The 17,422-nt window shown below is 34.2% G+C and carries 14 protein-coding genes and 1 pseudogene; all 15 read right to left on the bottom strand.

Annotated features, from left to right (window positions below):
• Window positions 1-160: 160 nt before the first annotated feature.
• Window positions 161-649, bottom strand: a complete 489-nt coding sequence (locus KQI85_RS08920) for a hypothetical protein (RefSeq protein WP_216575736.1) — start codon at window positions 647-649, stop codon at window positions 161-163.
• Window positions 639-863: a hypothetical protein gene (locus tag KQI85_RS08915; protein WP_216575735.1), complete on the bottom strand. Its 225-nt coding sequence runs from the start codon at window positions 861-863 to the stop codon at window positions 639-641. Before KQI85_RS08915 ends, KQI85_RS08920 begins: the two co-directional genes overlap by 11 nt.
• A 20-nt stretch (window positions 864-883) precedes the next feature.
• Window positions 884-964, bottom strand: a complete 81-nt coding sequence (locus tag KQI85_RS16925) for a hypothetical protein (RefSeq protein WP_371820581.1) — start codon at window positions 962-964, stop codon at window positions 884-886.
• Between the two features lie 29 nt (window positions 965-993).
• Window positions 994-2,082 carry an RHS repeat domain-containing protein gene (locus KQI85_RS08905; RefSeq protein ID WP_216575734.1) on the bottom strand — a complete coding sequence of 363 codons (1,089 nt, stop codon included), beginning with the start codon at window positions 2,080-2,082 and terminating at the stop codon, window positions 994-996.
• Between the two features lie 57 nt (window positions 2,083-2,139).
• A complete protein-coding gene (locus tag KQI85_RS08900) occupies window positions 2,140-2,601 on the bottom strand; it encodes an SMI1/KNR4 family protein (protein WP_216575733.1) in 462 nt (153 codons plus the stop codon).
• Between the two features lie 14 nt (window positions 2,602-2,615).
• Complete coding sequence (locus tag KQI85_RS08895; protein WP_216575732.1) at window positions 2,616-3,488, bottom strand: RHS repeat-associated core domain-containing protein; 873 nt, start codon at window positions 3,486-3,488, stop codon at window positions 2,616-2,618.
• A 343-nt stretch (window positions 3,489-3,831) separates the two neighbouring features.
• Window positions 3,832-5,143: pseudogene (locus KQI85_RS08890) on the bottom strand (N-6 DNA methylase).
• A 5-nt stretch (window positions 5,144-5,148) separates the two neighbouring features.
• Window positions 5,149-6,198, bottom strand: a complete 1,050-nt coding sequence (locus KQI85_RS08885; RefSeq protein ID WP_216575731.1) for a Fic family protein — start codon at window positions 6,196-6,198, stop codon at window positions 5,149-5,151.
• A gap of 258 nt (window positions 6,199-6,456) precedes the next feature.
• Complete coding sequence (gene thrH, locus KQI85_RS08880) at window positions 6,457-7,056, bottom strand: bifunctional phosphoserine phosphatase/homoserine phosphotransferase ThrH (RefSeq protein ID WP_216575750.1); 600 nt, start codon at window positions 7,054-7,056, stop codon at window positions 6,457-6,459.
• A 184-nt stretch (window positions 7,057-7,240) separates the two neighbouring features.
• Window positions 7,241-8,884, bottom strand: coding sequence for a glycoside hydrolase family 43 protein (locus tag KQI85_RS08875; RefSeq protein ID WP_216575730.1), 1,644 nt, complete (start codon window positions 8,882-8,884; stop codon window positions 7,241-7,243).
• 625 nt (window positions 8,885-9,509) lie between these two features.
• A complete protein-coding gene (locus KQI85_RS08870; protein ID WP_216575729.1) occupies window positions 9,510-11,096 on the bottom strand; it encodes an ABC transporter substrate-binding protein in 1,587 nt (528 codons plus the stop codon).
• A 51-nt stretch (window positions 11,097-11,147) separates the two neighbouring features.
• A complete protein-coding gene (locus tag KQI85_RS08865) occupies window positions 11,148-12,149 on the bottom strand; it encodes a carbohydrate ABC transporter permease (RefSeq protein ID WP_216575728.1) in 1,002 nt (333 codons plus the stop codon).
• Complete coding sequence (locus KQI85_RS08860) at window positions 12,115-13,116, bottom strand: carbohydrate ABC transporter permease (protein ID WP_216575727.1); 1,002 nt, start codon at window positions 13,114-13,116, stop codon at window positions 12,115-12,117. Before KQI85_RS08860 ends, KQI85_RS08865 begins: the two co-directional genes overlap by 35 nt.
• Window positions 13,113-15,395 (bottom strand): DUF5696 domain-containing protein, encoded by a 2,283-nt coding sequence (locus KQI85_RS08855; RefSeq protein WP_216575726.1) that lies wholly within the window; start codon window positions 15,393-15,395, stop codon window positions 13,113-13,115. The genes KQI85_RS08860 and KQI85_RS08855 overlap by 4 nt, the downstream gene beginning before the upstream one ends.
• Entirely contained in the window at window positions 15,385-17,421 is a 2,037-nt protein-coding gene (locus tag KQI85_RS08850; RefSeq protein ID WP_216575725.1) for a YIP1 family protein, read from the bottom strand. Before KQI85_RS08850 ends, KQI85_RS08855 begins: the two co-directional genes overlap by 11 nt.
• Between the last annotated feature and the right edge of the window lies 1 nt (window position 17,422).

Below are 17,422 nucleotides of genomic sequence, written 5' to 3'. Positions count from 1 at the left end.
ATTTCATAATAGCATTCTTATGGGGTAAGGGGAACTATACCCTTTTTTATGTAATATAACTACTATTACATCCATAAGCAAAAGGACGCATGAAAAAACTCTCGTTTTTTCACACGCCCCTAAAGATATAAAGAACTTATTGTTTTGAAACACTTACAGATTAATCTGCATTTTGAGGAACATATACTACTATTTTCCCATCATTCCATCCACATGGCCAGCCACCTAGTTTATATGCTTTAAACAAACTCTCAAAAAAAGGATTCTGTTTTCCACAAACTAGTCTGCTTTTTACACATAATCTAATCTCATATTCAATTTCATCAATTACATCAGAATCGTCTATAGAATAGTTTTCTCCTATCTTTGGTATATCTACATTATTTATAATATTAGAAAGTTCTGCATAATTATCAGATTGAAATACTATTTCCCATATTTTTGCCATATTTTCCTCTAATATATCAACCCACGACAATCCATCTAAATCTTCATAATCATAAAATACTTCAAATGCATTCTCATAAGCTTGGTCATAATCGTTAATAACTTCGTATTCTTCTTTGTTTATCTCTATATTCTCTTTCCAAAAAAACATCTCATTAATTTCTTTTTTTGTTTCTTCTAGTAATTCATAATTAATATCCATATCTTTCTAACATCCTCCTTAAAAAGTCTTCTGTTCTAACACTTGCATCAATTCCATATATTTTTTCGCAAATATCACTTATATTACTATTACTGGGTGTAGGTGCATAATCCTTCATATAAATTGGTGTACCATTTTGCATCATAGTTTTAGCTGACTGTTGTAAAGCATATACCTCTTGCTCTAGCTCTGGAACGCTTTTATTTATATCCATTTCATTTAATCGCTCTAAAATTACATTTGAATATTGCTCATGCCCCCCTGATGCCTTGACATTGGGCTCACTCCACCACTTTTACGATTTCTCAAGAAAATACCATTACTTGCATCATCTAAATCTATGCCTATTTTTTCAAAATAGGATGATTTTTGAATTCTTTAGGAATTATATGTTGAGCTTGATAGCCTGCTCTTGATGTATTAGGGTCTAGTCGCATCTCTTTAAATAAGTTTTCTCCCAATTTTTTTGAACTTCCACCAGTAACAACACCTTCTGTACCTGGAATCAAACGTTTAGTATTCCCACTTATTGCATCAGTATCCCCATCAGCTTCTGCCCCGGTCTCACACTTGTACCCACTCGGATCCACATACATCACCGGATTGTTCGCACAGAATGCATACAGGTTCAGTCCATCACCTCGGTATTCATCTTCCTGTATGAAGCGGCTGAGTTTTGGATTGTAGTATCGTTTTCTAAGGTAATACTGCTCTGTAGCCTTATCATAAGCTTCACCATTGTAGGTATAACGGTTCGGAATGGTTTCACTGGAACTTATTATACTGCCGAATGCATCATAAGCATAGCAGTTTACCACATTTCCTGATTCATCTGTGATATATTCCACGTCCATTCGCTCATTGCCATGATAATAATGGTATGACGAAGTGAATGCATTGGCTGTATCTGCAGATTCCCTGATATCCTCACTTGCTGCGATACCCATTCCGCGGATGATTCTCTTCCTTACCCTGCCGTTCCCGTCAAACTCGGTTACATTATTCCAGCCGTCTGTGATAAAGCCGGTATTGCTGCCGTTCTCGATCAGGGCGAAGCGTAAGCCTTCTCCATCATAGAAATTCTGCTGTACAAGTCTTTCTGCCTCTTCTTCTCTTCCCCTGATAACATCAGTCTGGATGCACTGGTGGAAGTCGTTGTAGAGATACTGTCTGCAGAGATCTGTACTTTGTTCCTTAATCAGGCTGCCCTGAAGGTCATACTGGTAGGTCGTGATATCTGCTTCCGGCAAATCCGGGTTTGTCGGGTTCTTTATTGTGCTGTTTTTTACACTCTTCTGCATCAGGCGGTTGCGCTCATCATACAGATAATCCTCCACATAACTCTGTGTCTGCTTCTGTATGCGGTTGCCGTTGTGGTCATACTGATAGCTGTATGAAAGTAAACTGTTTCCATTCCTGTCTCTGGTTTCCATGGATGCGAGATTGCGTTCTGTGTCGTAGGAATATAAGGTATAACAGTTACATTATTTTTATACATAATCTTCTAATTTTTCAATAAAATACTCTTCAAAATTGTCTGCTTTTTCTACAATTTTTCCATTATCTAGCCAAGACCATGTTACAATTTGCCCCTTGTTCTCTTTCAATGTATCAATACAAGTTATATAGTCACCATCATACTCAATAACAACTAAGTTGTTAGGCATTCCTTTTTTTCGATACTCTGAAGTCATTAAAGATACTGTACACATATCTATATTGCACTTCTTTGATTCAATACCAAAATAATCAAAATTCTCCATACCACCAGACCCATATTTTAACAAAAAAAACTTATAATCCTCTGGTAATTTAACTTCAAATTTTTTTTCAAATTGTAATATAAGGTTTGTGTTATCCTTTTGTGGCATATCAAAAATTTCATTTAGCTCCACACCTTCATCTAAACATACTTGTTCAAGTAAATCACTAAATCTTTTATATGTGTCCATACTTTTCTTAACTCCTATCTTGCACATTTGCCTGTTTTTTCGTTTTTATCTACTTCTTCTATACGTTTTTTCCAATATTCGCTTCGAAATTTTTCATATTGCGCATTTAAATCCAAATCATTTCTAAAACTTTCTCCTGACTCTATTGACCCATGAAGTTGTTTTGAATATTTATCATGCATGCTACCCATCATTTCTATCATCGCTCCTGGTTCATTTTGTGTTATATGATGTAACTCTATCCACATATCATCTGTTCCAAAAGGAACTCTACCTAAGTGTGCAAGTGCTCTGTTCGACAATCCTTTGGTATTAATAGGATTTGATGAAACATAATCCCAATCAATATCATTCATCTGATATACAGTTCTATCAATACTATTTACACTAACTCTTGAATAAACAGTTCCTTCTATATAAATTTTATCATATTTTTTGCTTAATATTGGAAATCTTTCTTTAAAATCAGTATTATCTATAATTATTATATTAATAACATTATCTTTCTTTGCATACCCACTCGGATCCACATACATCACTGGATTGTTCGCACAGAATGCATACAGGTTCAGTCCGTCACCTCGGTATTCATCTTCCTGTATGAAGCGGCTGAGCTTTGGATTGTAGTATCGTTTTCTAAGATAATACTGTTCTGCAGCCTTATCATAAGCTTCACCATTGTAAGTATACCGATTTTGAATGGTCTCTTTGGAACTTATTATACTTCCGAATGCATCATAAGCATAGCTGTTTACCACATTTCCTGATTCATCTGTGATATATTCCACATCCATTCGCTCATTGCCATGGTAATAATGGTATGACGAAGTGAATGCATTGGCTGTATCAGCAGATTCCCCGATATCCTCACTTGCTGCGATACCCATTCCGCGGATGATTCTCTTCCTTACCCTGCCGTTCCCATCAAACTCGGTTACATTATTCCAGCCGTCTGTGATAAAGCCGGTATTGCTGCCGTTCTCGATCAGGGCAAAGCGTAAGCCTTCTCCATCATAGAAATTCTGCTGTACAAGTCTTTCTGCCTCTTCTTCTCTTCCCCTGATAACATCAGTCTGGATGCACTGGTGGAAGTCGTTGTAGAGATACTGTCTGCAGATATCTATGCTTTGCTCCCTGATCAGGCTGCCCTGAAGGTCATACTGGTAGGTCGTGACAGCTTCGGGGACTGCTTCCGACGAATCCGAATTTATCAGTTTTGCATATCCTTTCTTATATATTTAACAATTTTTCTAATTCATTCATATTCTCGCTAATCTCCATCTCGATTTTACGAATATTAGCCATAATCTCTGATGTTGATGGATATTCCACAGGCACATATTCAATTTCTTTATATTTATTGATACTGAGATCATAGTCATTATCCACAATATCCTTTTTGGAAACCATGAATGATTTTTCTGTACGTTTTCTTTCAATTTCTTTATCTAGATTACGGAATCTCTCTATAATATCCGGTATATCATTATCTGCAATCGGAGTACGCTTATCATCAAGACTAAATCCATCTGCTGTCATATCATAGAACCATACATTATCAGTTCCACCATGTTCTGTTTTTGTGAATATAAGAATAGCTGTCGAAACTCCTGCATACGGTTTAAAAACACCCGAAGGCATTGAAATAACTGCCTCTAATCTTTGATTTTCAACAATTTCCTTTCTAATATCCTTATGTGCTTTAGATGAACCAAACAATACTCCATCAGGAACAATGCACGCACATCGTCCACCAACTTTAAGTATTCTAAGAAATAATGTAAGAAACAATAATTCTGTTTTCTTTGTCTTACATACTTTAAGCAGATCACCTGATACTGATTCTGCATCAAGACTTCCTTTAAATGGCGGGTTTGCTAATACTAACGAATACTTTTCCTTATCTTGATTCTGATCTGATAAGCTATCCCTATATTCAATATATGGATTATCAATTCCATGTGTCATCATATTCATAGCACCAATACGAAGCATTGTCCTATCCATATCATATCCATAAAACATATGATTCATATAATGGTCTTTCTTCTTCTTATCAAAAAAGATTTCTTCTTTTTTCTTTTCTTTTAAATATTCTCCTGATGCAACCAAAAATCCAGATGTTCCACAAGCAGGATCACAAATCACTTCATCGCTTGCCGGATCCATCATTTCAACCATCATCCATATATTTTGAATAGGCACTATTCTTATCACTGTGTAATGCCTTAATAAATGGAAATACCCACTCTTGCATTACAGAATACATTCTATCAGCTGGAAAATCATGGAACACTGACCATTTAAGTTGTGAGCCTTCAATAGTTCTTTCGCCAATCTTTACTTCCTCTGAAAAAATACTCTTATATGGAAGACCAAGCATTGCACTTTCTTTTGCTTTCGTATTATCTGAATCATCCAAATCATGAATAAACATAAGATATGTTATCTGTTCAATTACTTCAAGAGGATTAACCAGTCCTCATGCTGCAAATGTATCCCATAGACTATCAATTTTATTTTTTAATTCACCTGTAATCATCTAATCTATTCCTCCATTTTCCACACATATTTTGTGTAACGGCCTCCGCCAATTTTCTCTATTTTTTTATTTTTTAACAAATCACTCAAAGTTCTCTGTATCGTAGTATCACTAATATCAGGATTCATATTCATTAATTCAGTCTTTGTAATTGGACCAATATGATTCTTAATTACCTCCTGAATACGGTCTGTTTTAGTAATTCCAGGATCTGTAAGCAATTTTACTCTCGATTCAAATTCCTTATACGCACTTACAATAACGCCAAGCATATAATTTACAAATGGCTTATAATCGTTTTCATTCTCATGCCAATTAACAGAACTGTCCTGAAGTGCTTCATAATAAGTTTCTTTCGACTCTTCTATTATCTTTTCAATACTAATATATTTACCAACTATAAAACCTGACTGATATAGTAAAAGCAATGTAAGTAGTCTGCTAATTCTTCCATTACCATCATTGAATGGATGAATACTAAAAAAATCCAAAACAAACATCATATCAAGCAATAACGGATCAACTTCCCCTTTTGCTTCACGAAATGCCAAACACAAAGCATCTATCGAATCTGGTGTTGCCCATGCTGGGACCGGTCTAAAGCGAATTTTCTCGTTTCCATCTTTATCCATCTCACGAATAACATTGTCTGAATTTTTAAAAACTCCTCCTTCTACACTTCCAAGAAATTTATACAAATCTCTATGCAGTTGTAAAAGATAATTAGCATTAATCGGAATATAATCATAGTTTTCATGAATCGTATTAAGCACATCTCTATATCCAGCAATTTCCGATTCATCACGATTTCTAGGAGTTGTCTTCGCCTGTACAAGATTTTTCAACCTGTCATCAGCTGTAGAAATGCCCTCAATTTTATTAGAAGCTTCTGTACTTTGAACTTTGGCAATTTCCATCAGTTCATTAAGTTCATCTTTGTGCGTCTCAATAAATAGTCGCTGTTCACCTTTATATTCATTAATAAGCGTAAGTTTTTTAACTATTTCTGGTGTTAACAGTTTTTGCCATTTTTTTCTGTAGTTATAGTCTCTCATTCAATCACCTCATTTCCAATTTTAATTTAGTCATTTGCGTTTAAAATGACTAAATTGAACAATGGATGACATAATTAAAAATATGAGTTTTTAAATGTCCTTTTTCGAAAAAATATATAAAAACAAAAAGTAGCCAAAAACATCTCTTCATTCCATACTTAACGTTTTTGACCACTTTTAATAATATGTATTTTGATTTTTCTACAATGTTTTTAGTTTAATCTTTTATTGTACTATTCTTTTATTATACATTATAGATTATAATGCTTTTTTAATCGCATCTAGTAATTCATCGTATGTCTCAAATGCTTCAAGATCAGGATTATCTTTCTTAATCTGTTCTGTACTCTTGAATAAGAATCCTGCCTTACTTGCTCTTATCATTCCAAGATCATTATGACTGTCACCACTTGCGATTGTCTCAAAACCTACTGACTGTAATGCCTTAACTGTTGAATACTTAGAATTCTCAACTCGCATCTTAAAGCCTGTAATCTCTCCATTTTCTGCCACTTCAAGTGTGTTACAGAAGATTGTTGGCATACCAAGTTTCTTCATAAGTGGTCCTGCAAACTGTGAGAATGTATCACTTATAATAATTACCTGTGTTATACTTCTTAATTCATCAAGGAATTCTTTTGCTCCCGGAATTGGATCAATCTTAGCTATTGTATCCTGGATCTCTTTTAATCCAAGACCATGCTCTTTTAATATTCCAAGTCTCCATTTCATTAACTTGTCATAATCTGGTTCGTCCCTTGTAGTTCTTGTAAGTTCTGGAATTCCGCTTTCTTTTGCAAATGCAATCCATATCTCTGGTACTAACACACCTTCAAGGTCAAGGCATACAATATTCATATCCATTTTTCATCCTCCTGATATTCACTTTGATATTTTATCTGTTTATTCTATTACAGTATATCATACTAATATCAGTAAATCACTATTTTTTTCTTTTATTACTTATATACTTTTATTTCCATTAGATAATCACCAAACGGAAATGCTAAGATAATATAGTGATTTTTACAAAATATCCTTTCTACTTCTTACTTCCCCATGCACATACATTATCTCCAAGTGCTGAGAATGTCATAACTAACTTATGTTTGCCGCCTTTATATGTCTTCTCATTAGCCATCTCAATGAACTTACCTGTATATGTCACTTTGTCGATTGTAATACTCATATTGGATGTTCCTTTTTCGTATGTCCATGTTCCTTCTTTGTCACCTGAGACTGAACCATCTTTATTAAGCATTATATTAACAGCTTTTTGATATCCATATTTGCCAAATGTATCTCTCTCCTGATAATAACATGTAGGTACATGAATTACTAACTCATAATCACCTGTCATATCATTAATATCATATTCTTCATTGCTTATAGTCTCACCACTATATTCATAAGGTGCACAGATAAGCCAGCCATCTTCATTCATGAACATCTGCTGTACTCTTACTTGATGTGCTTCAGCATTGCCACTTATTCCATCCGCAAATCTTGAATGATATACACACAATACTTTACCATCTTCTGTCTCTATAACTGAATTATGTCCCTGTGCAACTCGCATCTCATTGCTGCCACTCCACTCATAAGAGCCCATAATTCTTATTCCGTTCTTGGCAAAAAGATTATTCTCATTCTTAGTATATACTGCCGAATTACCAACTTCATCAGTATATGGTCCATATATATTCTCTGAACGGAATATTCTCATCTGGTACCCTCCTGTAGCAGTAAGTCCACCATATGATAAAAATAGATAATAATAATCGCCTTCATGAATTATATATGAGCCTTCACCTGATACAGTGAATCCACCTGCAATCTTATATCCATAATAGGCATCTGACTGATTAGCTACTGTCTCATATGTACATGTATAATCTCTAAATCCTGTTGTCTTATCAAGTTTTAGTATATATATTCCGCCAAACCATGAACCAAAAGACATCCAAAGATCTCCATTTTCATCATATTTTACACATGGATCTATCGCATTAAGTTTAGTATTAGTAGTTGACTGATATCTTGTAAGATCTGCTCCCTCTCCAAGCACTTTATAGACATCTGTAAGATTAGGATCGTGATTCTCTCCAAATCCTGAATATACAACTGGTCCAGCATATTCATAAGGTCCTTCTATGCTATCTGCTGTAAGCATCACTATAACTGAATTATAATCACTTCCATTAACACTCATATACATACAATATTTGCCCATATCTTCATTATAGATGACATCTGGTGCCCATAGATTACCACCAAGTTCCGGATTATTATCTGTCTTACAATATTCAGCCCATTCTTTACCAAAAAGTGTTCCATAATCATCATTAATATTCATTGTAAATGTCTCCCAATTCATGAGATCATCACTTTTTGCCCAGGCCATATGTGAACCAAAGAGATAATAATGTCCATCTGCATATACTACTGACGGATCATGAACTGATACTCTTTTATATGTAACATCAACAGCCTCTTCATCTGCAAGAGTTTCTACCTGACTTAAGACTGCAGGTGTTGGTCTTTCTGTTTCATTTTCATTCTTAACTGATTCCATCTGAGATGATTCCCCCTGTATATCATTATTTTTATTGTTGCACCCTGTCAATGCTATTGATGTCATTAACAGTACTGCTGCTGTCAATATAGTTTTGTTTATTTTAATCATATTAATTACCTACTTTTCTTAGATTATAATAGTAACTGACATTAATAGAATTACTAAATTGAATCTAAATCAAATATTCGTTCTTATCATCAAAATCATTATATATAAGCCTTAGTATATCTATCTGACTACTCCTACTGGCAAGCCTGTGGGGTTCTTACTGCCAAGTTTAGCCTGTAATCGTACACCATATGAATATTCCATAGGTTTTAGAATACAGGTATAAGTCTGTTTGAGTAAGGACTTCTATAATATAAAACAGGGAAGAGTACCGTTCTGTAGGTACTCTCCCCTGCTTATGCTATATATATCTTCCAAAATACTATGCATCTGATACTACATATATCACATTTATACCATGCATTCGATACTACATATATCACATTTATACCATGCATTCGATACTACATATATCACATTTATGCCATGTATCTGATACTACACATATCACATTCATATCATGCCTCTGATATTACACATATCACATTCATATCATGCCTCTGATATTACACATATCACATTCATATCATGCATCTGATATTCTACACATACTCTGCATCTATTTAGAAGATATTCTACATATTAAGAAGTAAATCAGATCGTGTCACTCAATAATAACTTCTAATTATTCACCAATATTAAGTTCAATACCAATCATTGAATATGCTTCTTTTGCTGCCTCAAGTGCTTCTTTGTTAGCTTCTACACCTTTTTGTTCAAGTTCATCTACAAAGTCATTAGCATTCTTGCCTTCAAGTCTTACCTGATCTTCTACACCAAGTGTATCACCAACTGCGAAATATGATGTTGATAAGAAGCTTGAGAATCCAGGAATCTGACAGTCACCGAATGGAATTGCATTCTTACAGTTTGCAAAGAAGTCATCGAAGTATTTACCATACTTAGTATCTTCATCAGCTGTTACAAGTGCTTCATTGTTAACTGGATCATTTACTGAGTCATATTTTCTTGTCTTAGCTGTTGGATAGAAGCTCTGCTGGAATTCTTCCCAGATGTCTGCATCTGTTGTGATTGGACATGGCATTGCCTGTCTGTAAAGTGGGTTCTCAGCATATGTTGTTGTATCCTGGTATGCTTTAAGTTTTGCTTTCCAGCCGTCTACACCCCAGCCCATCCATTTAAGGAGTTCGTATGCTTCTCTTGGATGTTCTGTTAATGATGAGATACCACCAAAGTCAAGTACACCGAATGTATATCCGCTTTCACCGATTGGTGTTGTATAAGGTACCCATTCCATACCTCTTTGTCTATATTCTGGTGTATCGAATAAGTTAAGATATGTCCACCATGCATCAAGCTGATATCCAAGTTTACCTGTATATGCAGCCCACATTGTTCTGTCGCCTGTCCATGCTTCCATCTCATCTGTATCACCAAATGGTGCATGATATTTACCATTTACAAGTTCAGCCCACTGGTTAACACCTTTTGCCCATGAATCCATGTTGTACTGTTTGCCATCCCATCCGAATTCACCAATACAATTCTTATCACTTGCAACCGGACAATATGTAATTATTGAATGGAACTGGTTGAATCCATATGTTCCTGCATCTGTATTAGTAGCTGCCTTGAATGAATCAATCATCTCATCCCATGACCAGCTTGTACTTGGTGCTTCAAGGTTTAATGTCTCAAGTACGTTAAGATCACAGTAGATTGCATCTGGGAAGAACTTAATAGGAGTTGCTAACTTCTTATCTGTTCCATAATATCCAAGTTTTGCTGAATTAATTGTTGGAAGAATATTCTCATTCTCAGGATCGTTCTCCCAATACTCTGTCATATCTCCAAGAATTGCATTAGAAAGTGCAAAATCACAGTTACCAAGAATCATCATACAGTCTGGTGTCTGACCTGACTGAACAAGATTTAATAATGTATTGTTATATTCTCCATCTGCTGCATAAGCTTCTGTTTTTACAGTAATATTTGGATATGCTTCCATGAATGCTTCTGCTACAGAATTAACAAGCTCTTCATTATCAAAGTGCATATATGTAAGAGTAATGTTATCAGTTGTCATAGCTGGAAGACCATCAGCACTATCCCCATCTGCTTTTGATTCTTCATTTGCTTTGTTGTCTGCAGGTGCATCGTTGTTAGTTTCTTTTTTGTCTGAACATCCTGCAAGTGTTGAAATACCTAATACCATTGCAAGTGCTGCGCTTAATAATTGTTTTCTCTTCATGATAAAACCTCCCATAAAATATGTTTTTTATAATAAACACTTAATGTATGTTTATTCACCTGTAATACCTGTTCTGTCGATACTCTCAACAAAACGTCTCTGTAAGATAAGATACATAATAAGCAGTGGAAGTATGCTAAGCATTGTTCCTGCCATCTTAATCGATTCATTAATATCAGCCATTCCACTTCCAGCAACTGCTCTCGCATCAGCATAGCTGCTGTCAAAGTTCTTAAGTGCTACAATTAATGATGACCAGTGATAACCTACTGTTTTGCTTGTAAAAGCACCAACTACATATAACTGTGTAAGATATGATTCATTCCAGTACCATACTATTGAGAAAAGAAATACAACAAGTATGGCTGGTGCTGCTGACGGAACTGCTATCTTAAAGAATGATTTTAAGTGTCCTGCGCCATCAATCTTGGCTGCTTCAATAAGTACCTGTGGTATCTGTCTGAAGAACTGGAAGAATATAAGTATATATATCTGTGATTTTAATCCCTGTCCAAGAATTGCCGGTACTATAAAAGCTTTTATTGAATTAACAAGTCCTATCTTAGTATAGAATACATAAGTTGGCATCATTGTTGCCTGTGGTGGAAGTATGAATGAGAAGATTAATAATCCAAGCAGTAATTTTTTACCTTTGAATTCATATCTTGCAAATCCATAACCTACAAGAGCACATACCACAAGATTAATAAGTGTTGGAATTCCAGCTATAAGGATAGAATCCTTGAATGTCTTCCAGTAATTCATGGCTTTAAATGCCTGTTTATAATTACTAATATTAAGTTTGCTTGGAATCCAATTGATTGAAGAATCGAGCAGATCGTTAAGATCCATAAAGCTCTTGCTTATCATATAAAGCACAGGATAGAGATATATGAAACCAATAGCTATAAGTAGTACATATACAAATATCTGCTTACCTACACCCTGTTTGTCTTTTGAACCCCACAGGAATCTTTTTACTTTATATTTAATCTGTTCCCTTTTTAGGAGGGATGAATTATGATGCGTATTTTCTTCTATAACGTTTTTCATTTCTCTTGCCCCTCCTTCTTATTCTTCTCTGAAGTCTCTCCTGCTTCTTGACTTCTCTCATATATTTCTTAACACGTCTCTCATATACATCTTTTCTTCCTGCTATAATGAGTGCAAACAGACCAACTATTGCTGTTATAATTATTGAATAACACCATGCCATAGCTGATGCATATCCATAACCACCTGTTGCTGAAAGCATTGTATCATAGATTAATACGATAAGTGCATTCTGCTCATTGTTAGACATAAATATTATTGTATATACTGCATTAAGTAATATTATTGGTTTAATTGTCGGAAGTGTTATCTTCCAGAAACACTCCCATCCTGAACCACCATCAATCTTGGCTGCTTCATAGAGTGTTGAATCAATCTTTTGTAATGCTGCAAGGAACAGAAGTATCTGTATTCCGGAATACCATAGAAGTGTAATCATATTGCCGAATACATCTGTAACTGAACTTGCAAGCACTTTTGGAAGATATTCTGATAACACCTGATTAATTGTTGTTGTATTAAGCATTGGAACTGTTGCAGCTTCCTGGTCAGCAAGCTGGTTCATTACAGGACCGCTTGCTATGATAACAGGAAGGAAAAATATCATTCGAAATATTCCTCTGCATTTTATTTTACCATTAAGTAACATTGCTATAATAAGTGCAAATGCTACAATAACTGGAACTGATATTATTGTCTTTAGAAGATAACTTTCAAGTCCCATTACAAAATTAGGATCTTTTAAAAACATCTGTGTATAGTTACCAAATCCGATGAATTTTTTAACCATGCCTTGAGGCAGAAGTTTTATTGTATTTAACGAATATATGAATGATTCACATATAGGATATACAACCAGAAGTAAAAATCCTATCAGCCATGGAAGTATAAATATGTATCCCATCATATTTTCACGTTTTCTAAGTTTTCCAGGTTTTACACTTATCTTCTTATCTTGCTGTCTCATTGCACTTCACCTACCTTATATGACATAGCATCTACTGTCTCACCGTATGCTGTCTGCTCTTTATCTGAATAATTAACAAGTATTCTGACACCATTATCATATGTTACTGCCACAACACCATTATCAAGTATCTCATGATTAACTATATATGCACCTGATGTCTTATCATCAATAGCTTTTAACTCATTATATGTATCTATAATTCTGTCTTTGTATGTGCTGTACTTTGATGTATAGATATCACTTGAATTAGTATATATTAATTTTGAAGAATCTTCGTATGTAAGATAATATGAAGGATATATTCCTGTCTCTACAAGTTTTAAAAAGTATTCTCTCTCATTAGCTTCAAAGTTAATATAATCACTATACATTGGAACCATTCCTTTTAGTACTATTGATAAAAAAGGTATGCTCTTATCTGTATAGATAAAATCTGAATCTGATACTGGCATATCAACAAATGCATCTGTATATTTCCAGTATTCTGATATTGGTTCACATAATACAAGATTCATATCTTTATCAAGATTCTCATACATATTTTTATATATGTATTCAGTTGTAAGTCTTGTCTTCATTGTATCACTGATTGTATATGTGAATAATGTATTGCTTATACCTGAAAGTGCAAGGTTATTAAGTCCATTATCAAGCATACTATCTTTTAACTGATTTACATTAAATACTGACTTATCCGGTGTCCAATATACCATCTTTTCATATACACTCTTGTATGTTGATTCTGTATATAGACGCTTATCCATCTTCTTAACTGTATTAAATGTAGTATTACCGGTATCCGGATTAGCTCTAAGTCCATCTGTATATAGATAGAAGTCTATTCCCATATCTTTTGCATCTTTTGCAAGTTTTTTAAGGTCGCTTTTACTTCCTATGCTGCCTTCTGTATCAACTTTAGTTACCGGAATATCATATATTCCGCCGTCCTGCCAGCCTTTGTATAATGAGAATATATTATTAACTCCTTCACTTTGAAGTTCTTTGTATATATCTCTTATATTATCAGTTGTTGTCATTGCTACACTTTTCTTGCTTAATAACCAGTTCTCCACATCACTTCCAAGGAAGTCAAGTCTTATATTGAATGAATCTTCTTTTTCCTGCAACTCACCTTTTTCAATAAGATAATCTCTGTACTTCTCGGCAAGTCCTGTATAATTAGCTTTATCACCATTAACGAACATATATCTTATCTTAATATCATATTGTATTCTGTCTGTTACTTTTGTTACAGAACCACCTGAATTAGATGTTGGCTGTATATATGTTGCTGACTTTCTAAAAGATGATGTAATCCAGTTATAATCTGTATATGCACCATTAGGTGTTGCCATTATTGTCGCTTCTTCTGCACCTGCTTCAATTACTGCAAGATAACCAAGTTTGGCATCTGTATAAACCATACCGAATATTGGTGCAAGTACATTCTCGGAATCGTTATGTGTCTCATATTTATCCCAAAGAAGTGATAATACATAGGATTCACCAATACCTATATCACTTCCATATACTCTTTGTGTATATCCTGAATCAAATCTTCCTTCTTTGTCATCAAGATATATAAGTGCACCATTGCCATCCGGAACGAACATATATCCTTCTTTTTCATCAAGACATGTATTGCCAAGCATTGGGAATACGTATATATTACCAATCTTTACTTTGTCTGATTCTTCATATATTGAGCTTTCAGGGATATATGCTGTGATACTTCCGTCATCATATAATAATACTTCAAGTTCGAATCCAAACTTATAATTAGGATAGTCTATCTTTGCTTTAAATCCACCATCAACATAAGTAACATTTACAGAAGCATTATTAACACCTGCTTTTTTCTGCATTGTATTAGTATCTTCCTGAACTTCTACAACCACACCTGACTGAAGAAAACTTTTCCAAGTATCATTGACATTTTGAAGTTCTGTGGCATCATCTACAACTGATTCCATTATCTCGCCTGTTTTAACATCTCTTACGATAATTGATAATGTATCTTCTTTTAGATACAGTTCATAATTATCATTAGCTGCGACAAGCTTATGTCCTTTTATCTCTTCTTTGTTCTGTGTCTTATCAGAACTTAATTCAGCCTGTGGAGGTGTTATTGTTGCCGCCTCAGCATATGTAATGTTAGTGTTACTTATATGTCCGCCTGCTACGTTCACTCCTGTTATAACAAGCACTACCACAATCATAACACATATTATCGCAATTATTAATTTTTTTCTGTTTTTAACATTCTTAGTTGCCAATGCGATACACCACCTCTCGTACTACAGTTATTACGAAGTCTATAACCTGTGAACATAATACATATAGAATAGATATAAGTAATGCCATTATTAATACTGTAAATGCTGTAATAAATATTGCTTTAATTGTCTCCTTGACGCTGTAATTATTAATCTCTTTAAGTGTTAAGAATAACAATACTACTACCCAGACTGTAATGCACAGATTACCAAACTGGATTATAAATACTTCATTATATGTAAGAACATTACCTACAAGTATACATATTGGTTTGATAAATACGTATGGTGATAAGCAATATGCGTATGCACAATATAATTCTTTGATACTTCCTTCACCATCATTAATTGTTACTACCAGATAATTACATGCTATTAATCCGAAGAATATAACAAGTACTTTACCAATATCTGTTACAAGGTCATATCTGCCTTCTCTTACTGTTTTTAATAAAAATCCCGGATAATACTTGCCAATTATTGAGATTATTATGAATAATACAAGTATTATTGTTGCACATAAAACTGAATTCTTGCCTTCACGTTTTACTGCATAACATCCATCAATCGGATGTCTCATAAAGAACTTTGAATATTTTAATCTGTCTACCAGTTTTATATTCTTAAACTTTTCATATTTACTTACGATATTCCCAAATTTGCCTTTTTTAACGAGCATCTTCCATATCTTAATAAGTATTATTATAAGAATTATAATACCAACAGCTTTTACAAGATTAGATCTTATCCAGACATTTCTTACTTCCCAAAATGCATTGGAATATCCGTCAAAGTCTTTTGATAATCTAGCATATTTTAATGCCTCTTTATAATTCTCTTCCTGATAATATGCTCTTCCTATTGCTTTGTTAGCATAATCAAACAGGCTATTCATCTTAAGAACTTCTGTAAGTGGTTCCTTACTCTGTGTATAACTTCCTTTTGCATATAATTCAAGTGACTCATGAAGTAGATTAGTGAATTCTGTTGGTTCAAATACATGTATCTGTTTCTTATCTGAATCAAGAAGATATACTCTGTCATTATCATCTACTGCTATCGCTTCAACTTTATTACAAAGACCTATTCTCTGACGTCCATCATCACGTCCGCCAAGCATGAAGAGAAGTTCTCCTTCTTCATTGTATTCATATATATATCCGTCTGAATCAGCAACAAGAATATTATTATATTTTCCTGTTGTTACTGCTGCAGGAAGGTCTGCATAATATGGATCTGATGTAAGCATATTATTACCTGCTATGTTAAGTTTTTTAAGGCTTAACGAATCATCACCCTGTGTAACAGTATATATAAGACCGTCATCATCAATCGCCAGATTAGTTGGTGTTGATGGAATATTACTTAACAGTTTTGCTCTCTGTGCATCTGTAAGAATCATTCTTTGTAATATCTCAAAAGGATTAAGTGAAGTATAGTTAGTACCAAAATATCCAAGGAATGATCCACCTTCTACCGGACTTAACTGTACTATACCATTCATATTACCTTCGCAGATAATATACATTGTTCCTGATGAGTTAGCTACAATCTTAATTGGCTTAAATGCCATCGCATCGCCATATATTGGAGATGATGGTTTGCCATATTCGTGAATTACTTCACCATCTTTATTAAATACGAATACTTTACCGGCATCCTTATCTGCTACATATATTGTCTCATCTTCTGTAACATATACACCTGTTGGTGCGACTAATATGCCATCTCCTATTCTTCCAACTTCTTCACCGGCAAGATTACATACAAGAATTGCTTTTGCTCCTGAATCTGCTATATAGAGATTACCACTTTTTGAAAGTGACATATCAACCGGTGTTATAAATGATGTCTCACCAACTTTGGTTATCGCTGAATATGGAGTATATGCTGTCTGTGTCTCCATTACATATCCATATCCATCAACTGTATAAGTCTTATAAGGCGTCTCTGCATTAACTATCACAGGTGTAGTTAAGAATATTAATACTAATGCCGTAACAAGAATTTTTGCTAATTTTTTCATA

Origin of the sequence: Falcatimonas sp. MSJ-15 (assembly GCF_018918265.1) — a bacterium.
Taxonomy (GTDB): Bacteria; Bacillota; Clostridia; order Lachnospirales; family Lachnospiraceae; genus Falcatimonas.
Note: the sequence above shows the minus strand (reverse complement) of the source record. Positions and strands in the feature narration are given on the sequence as shown.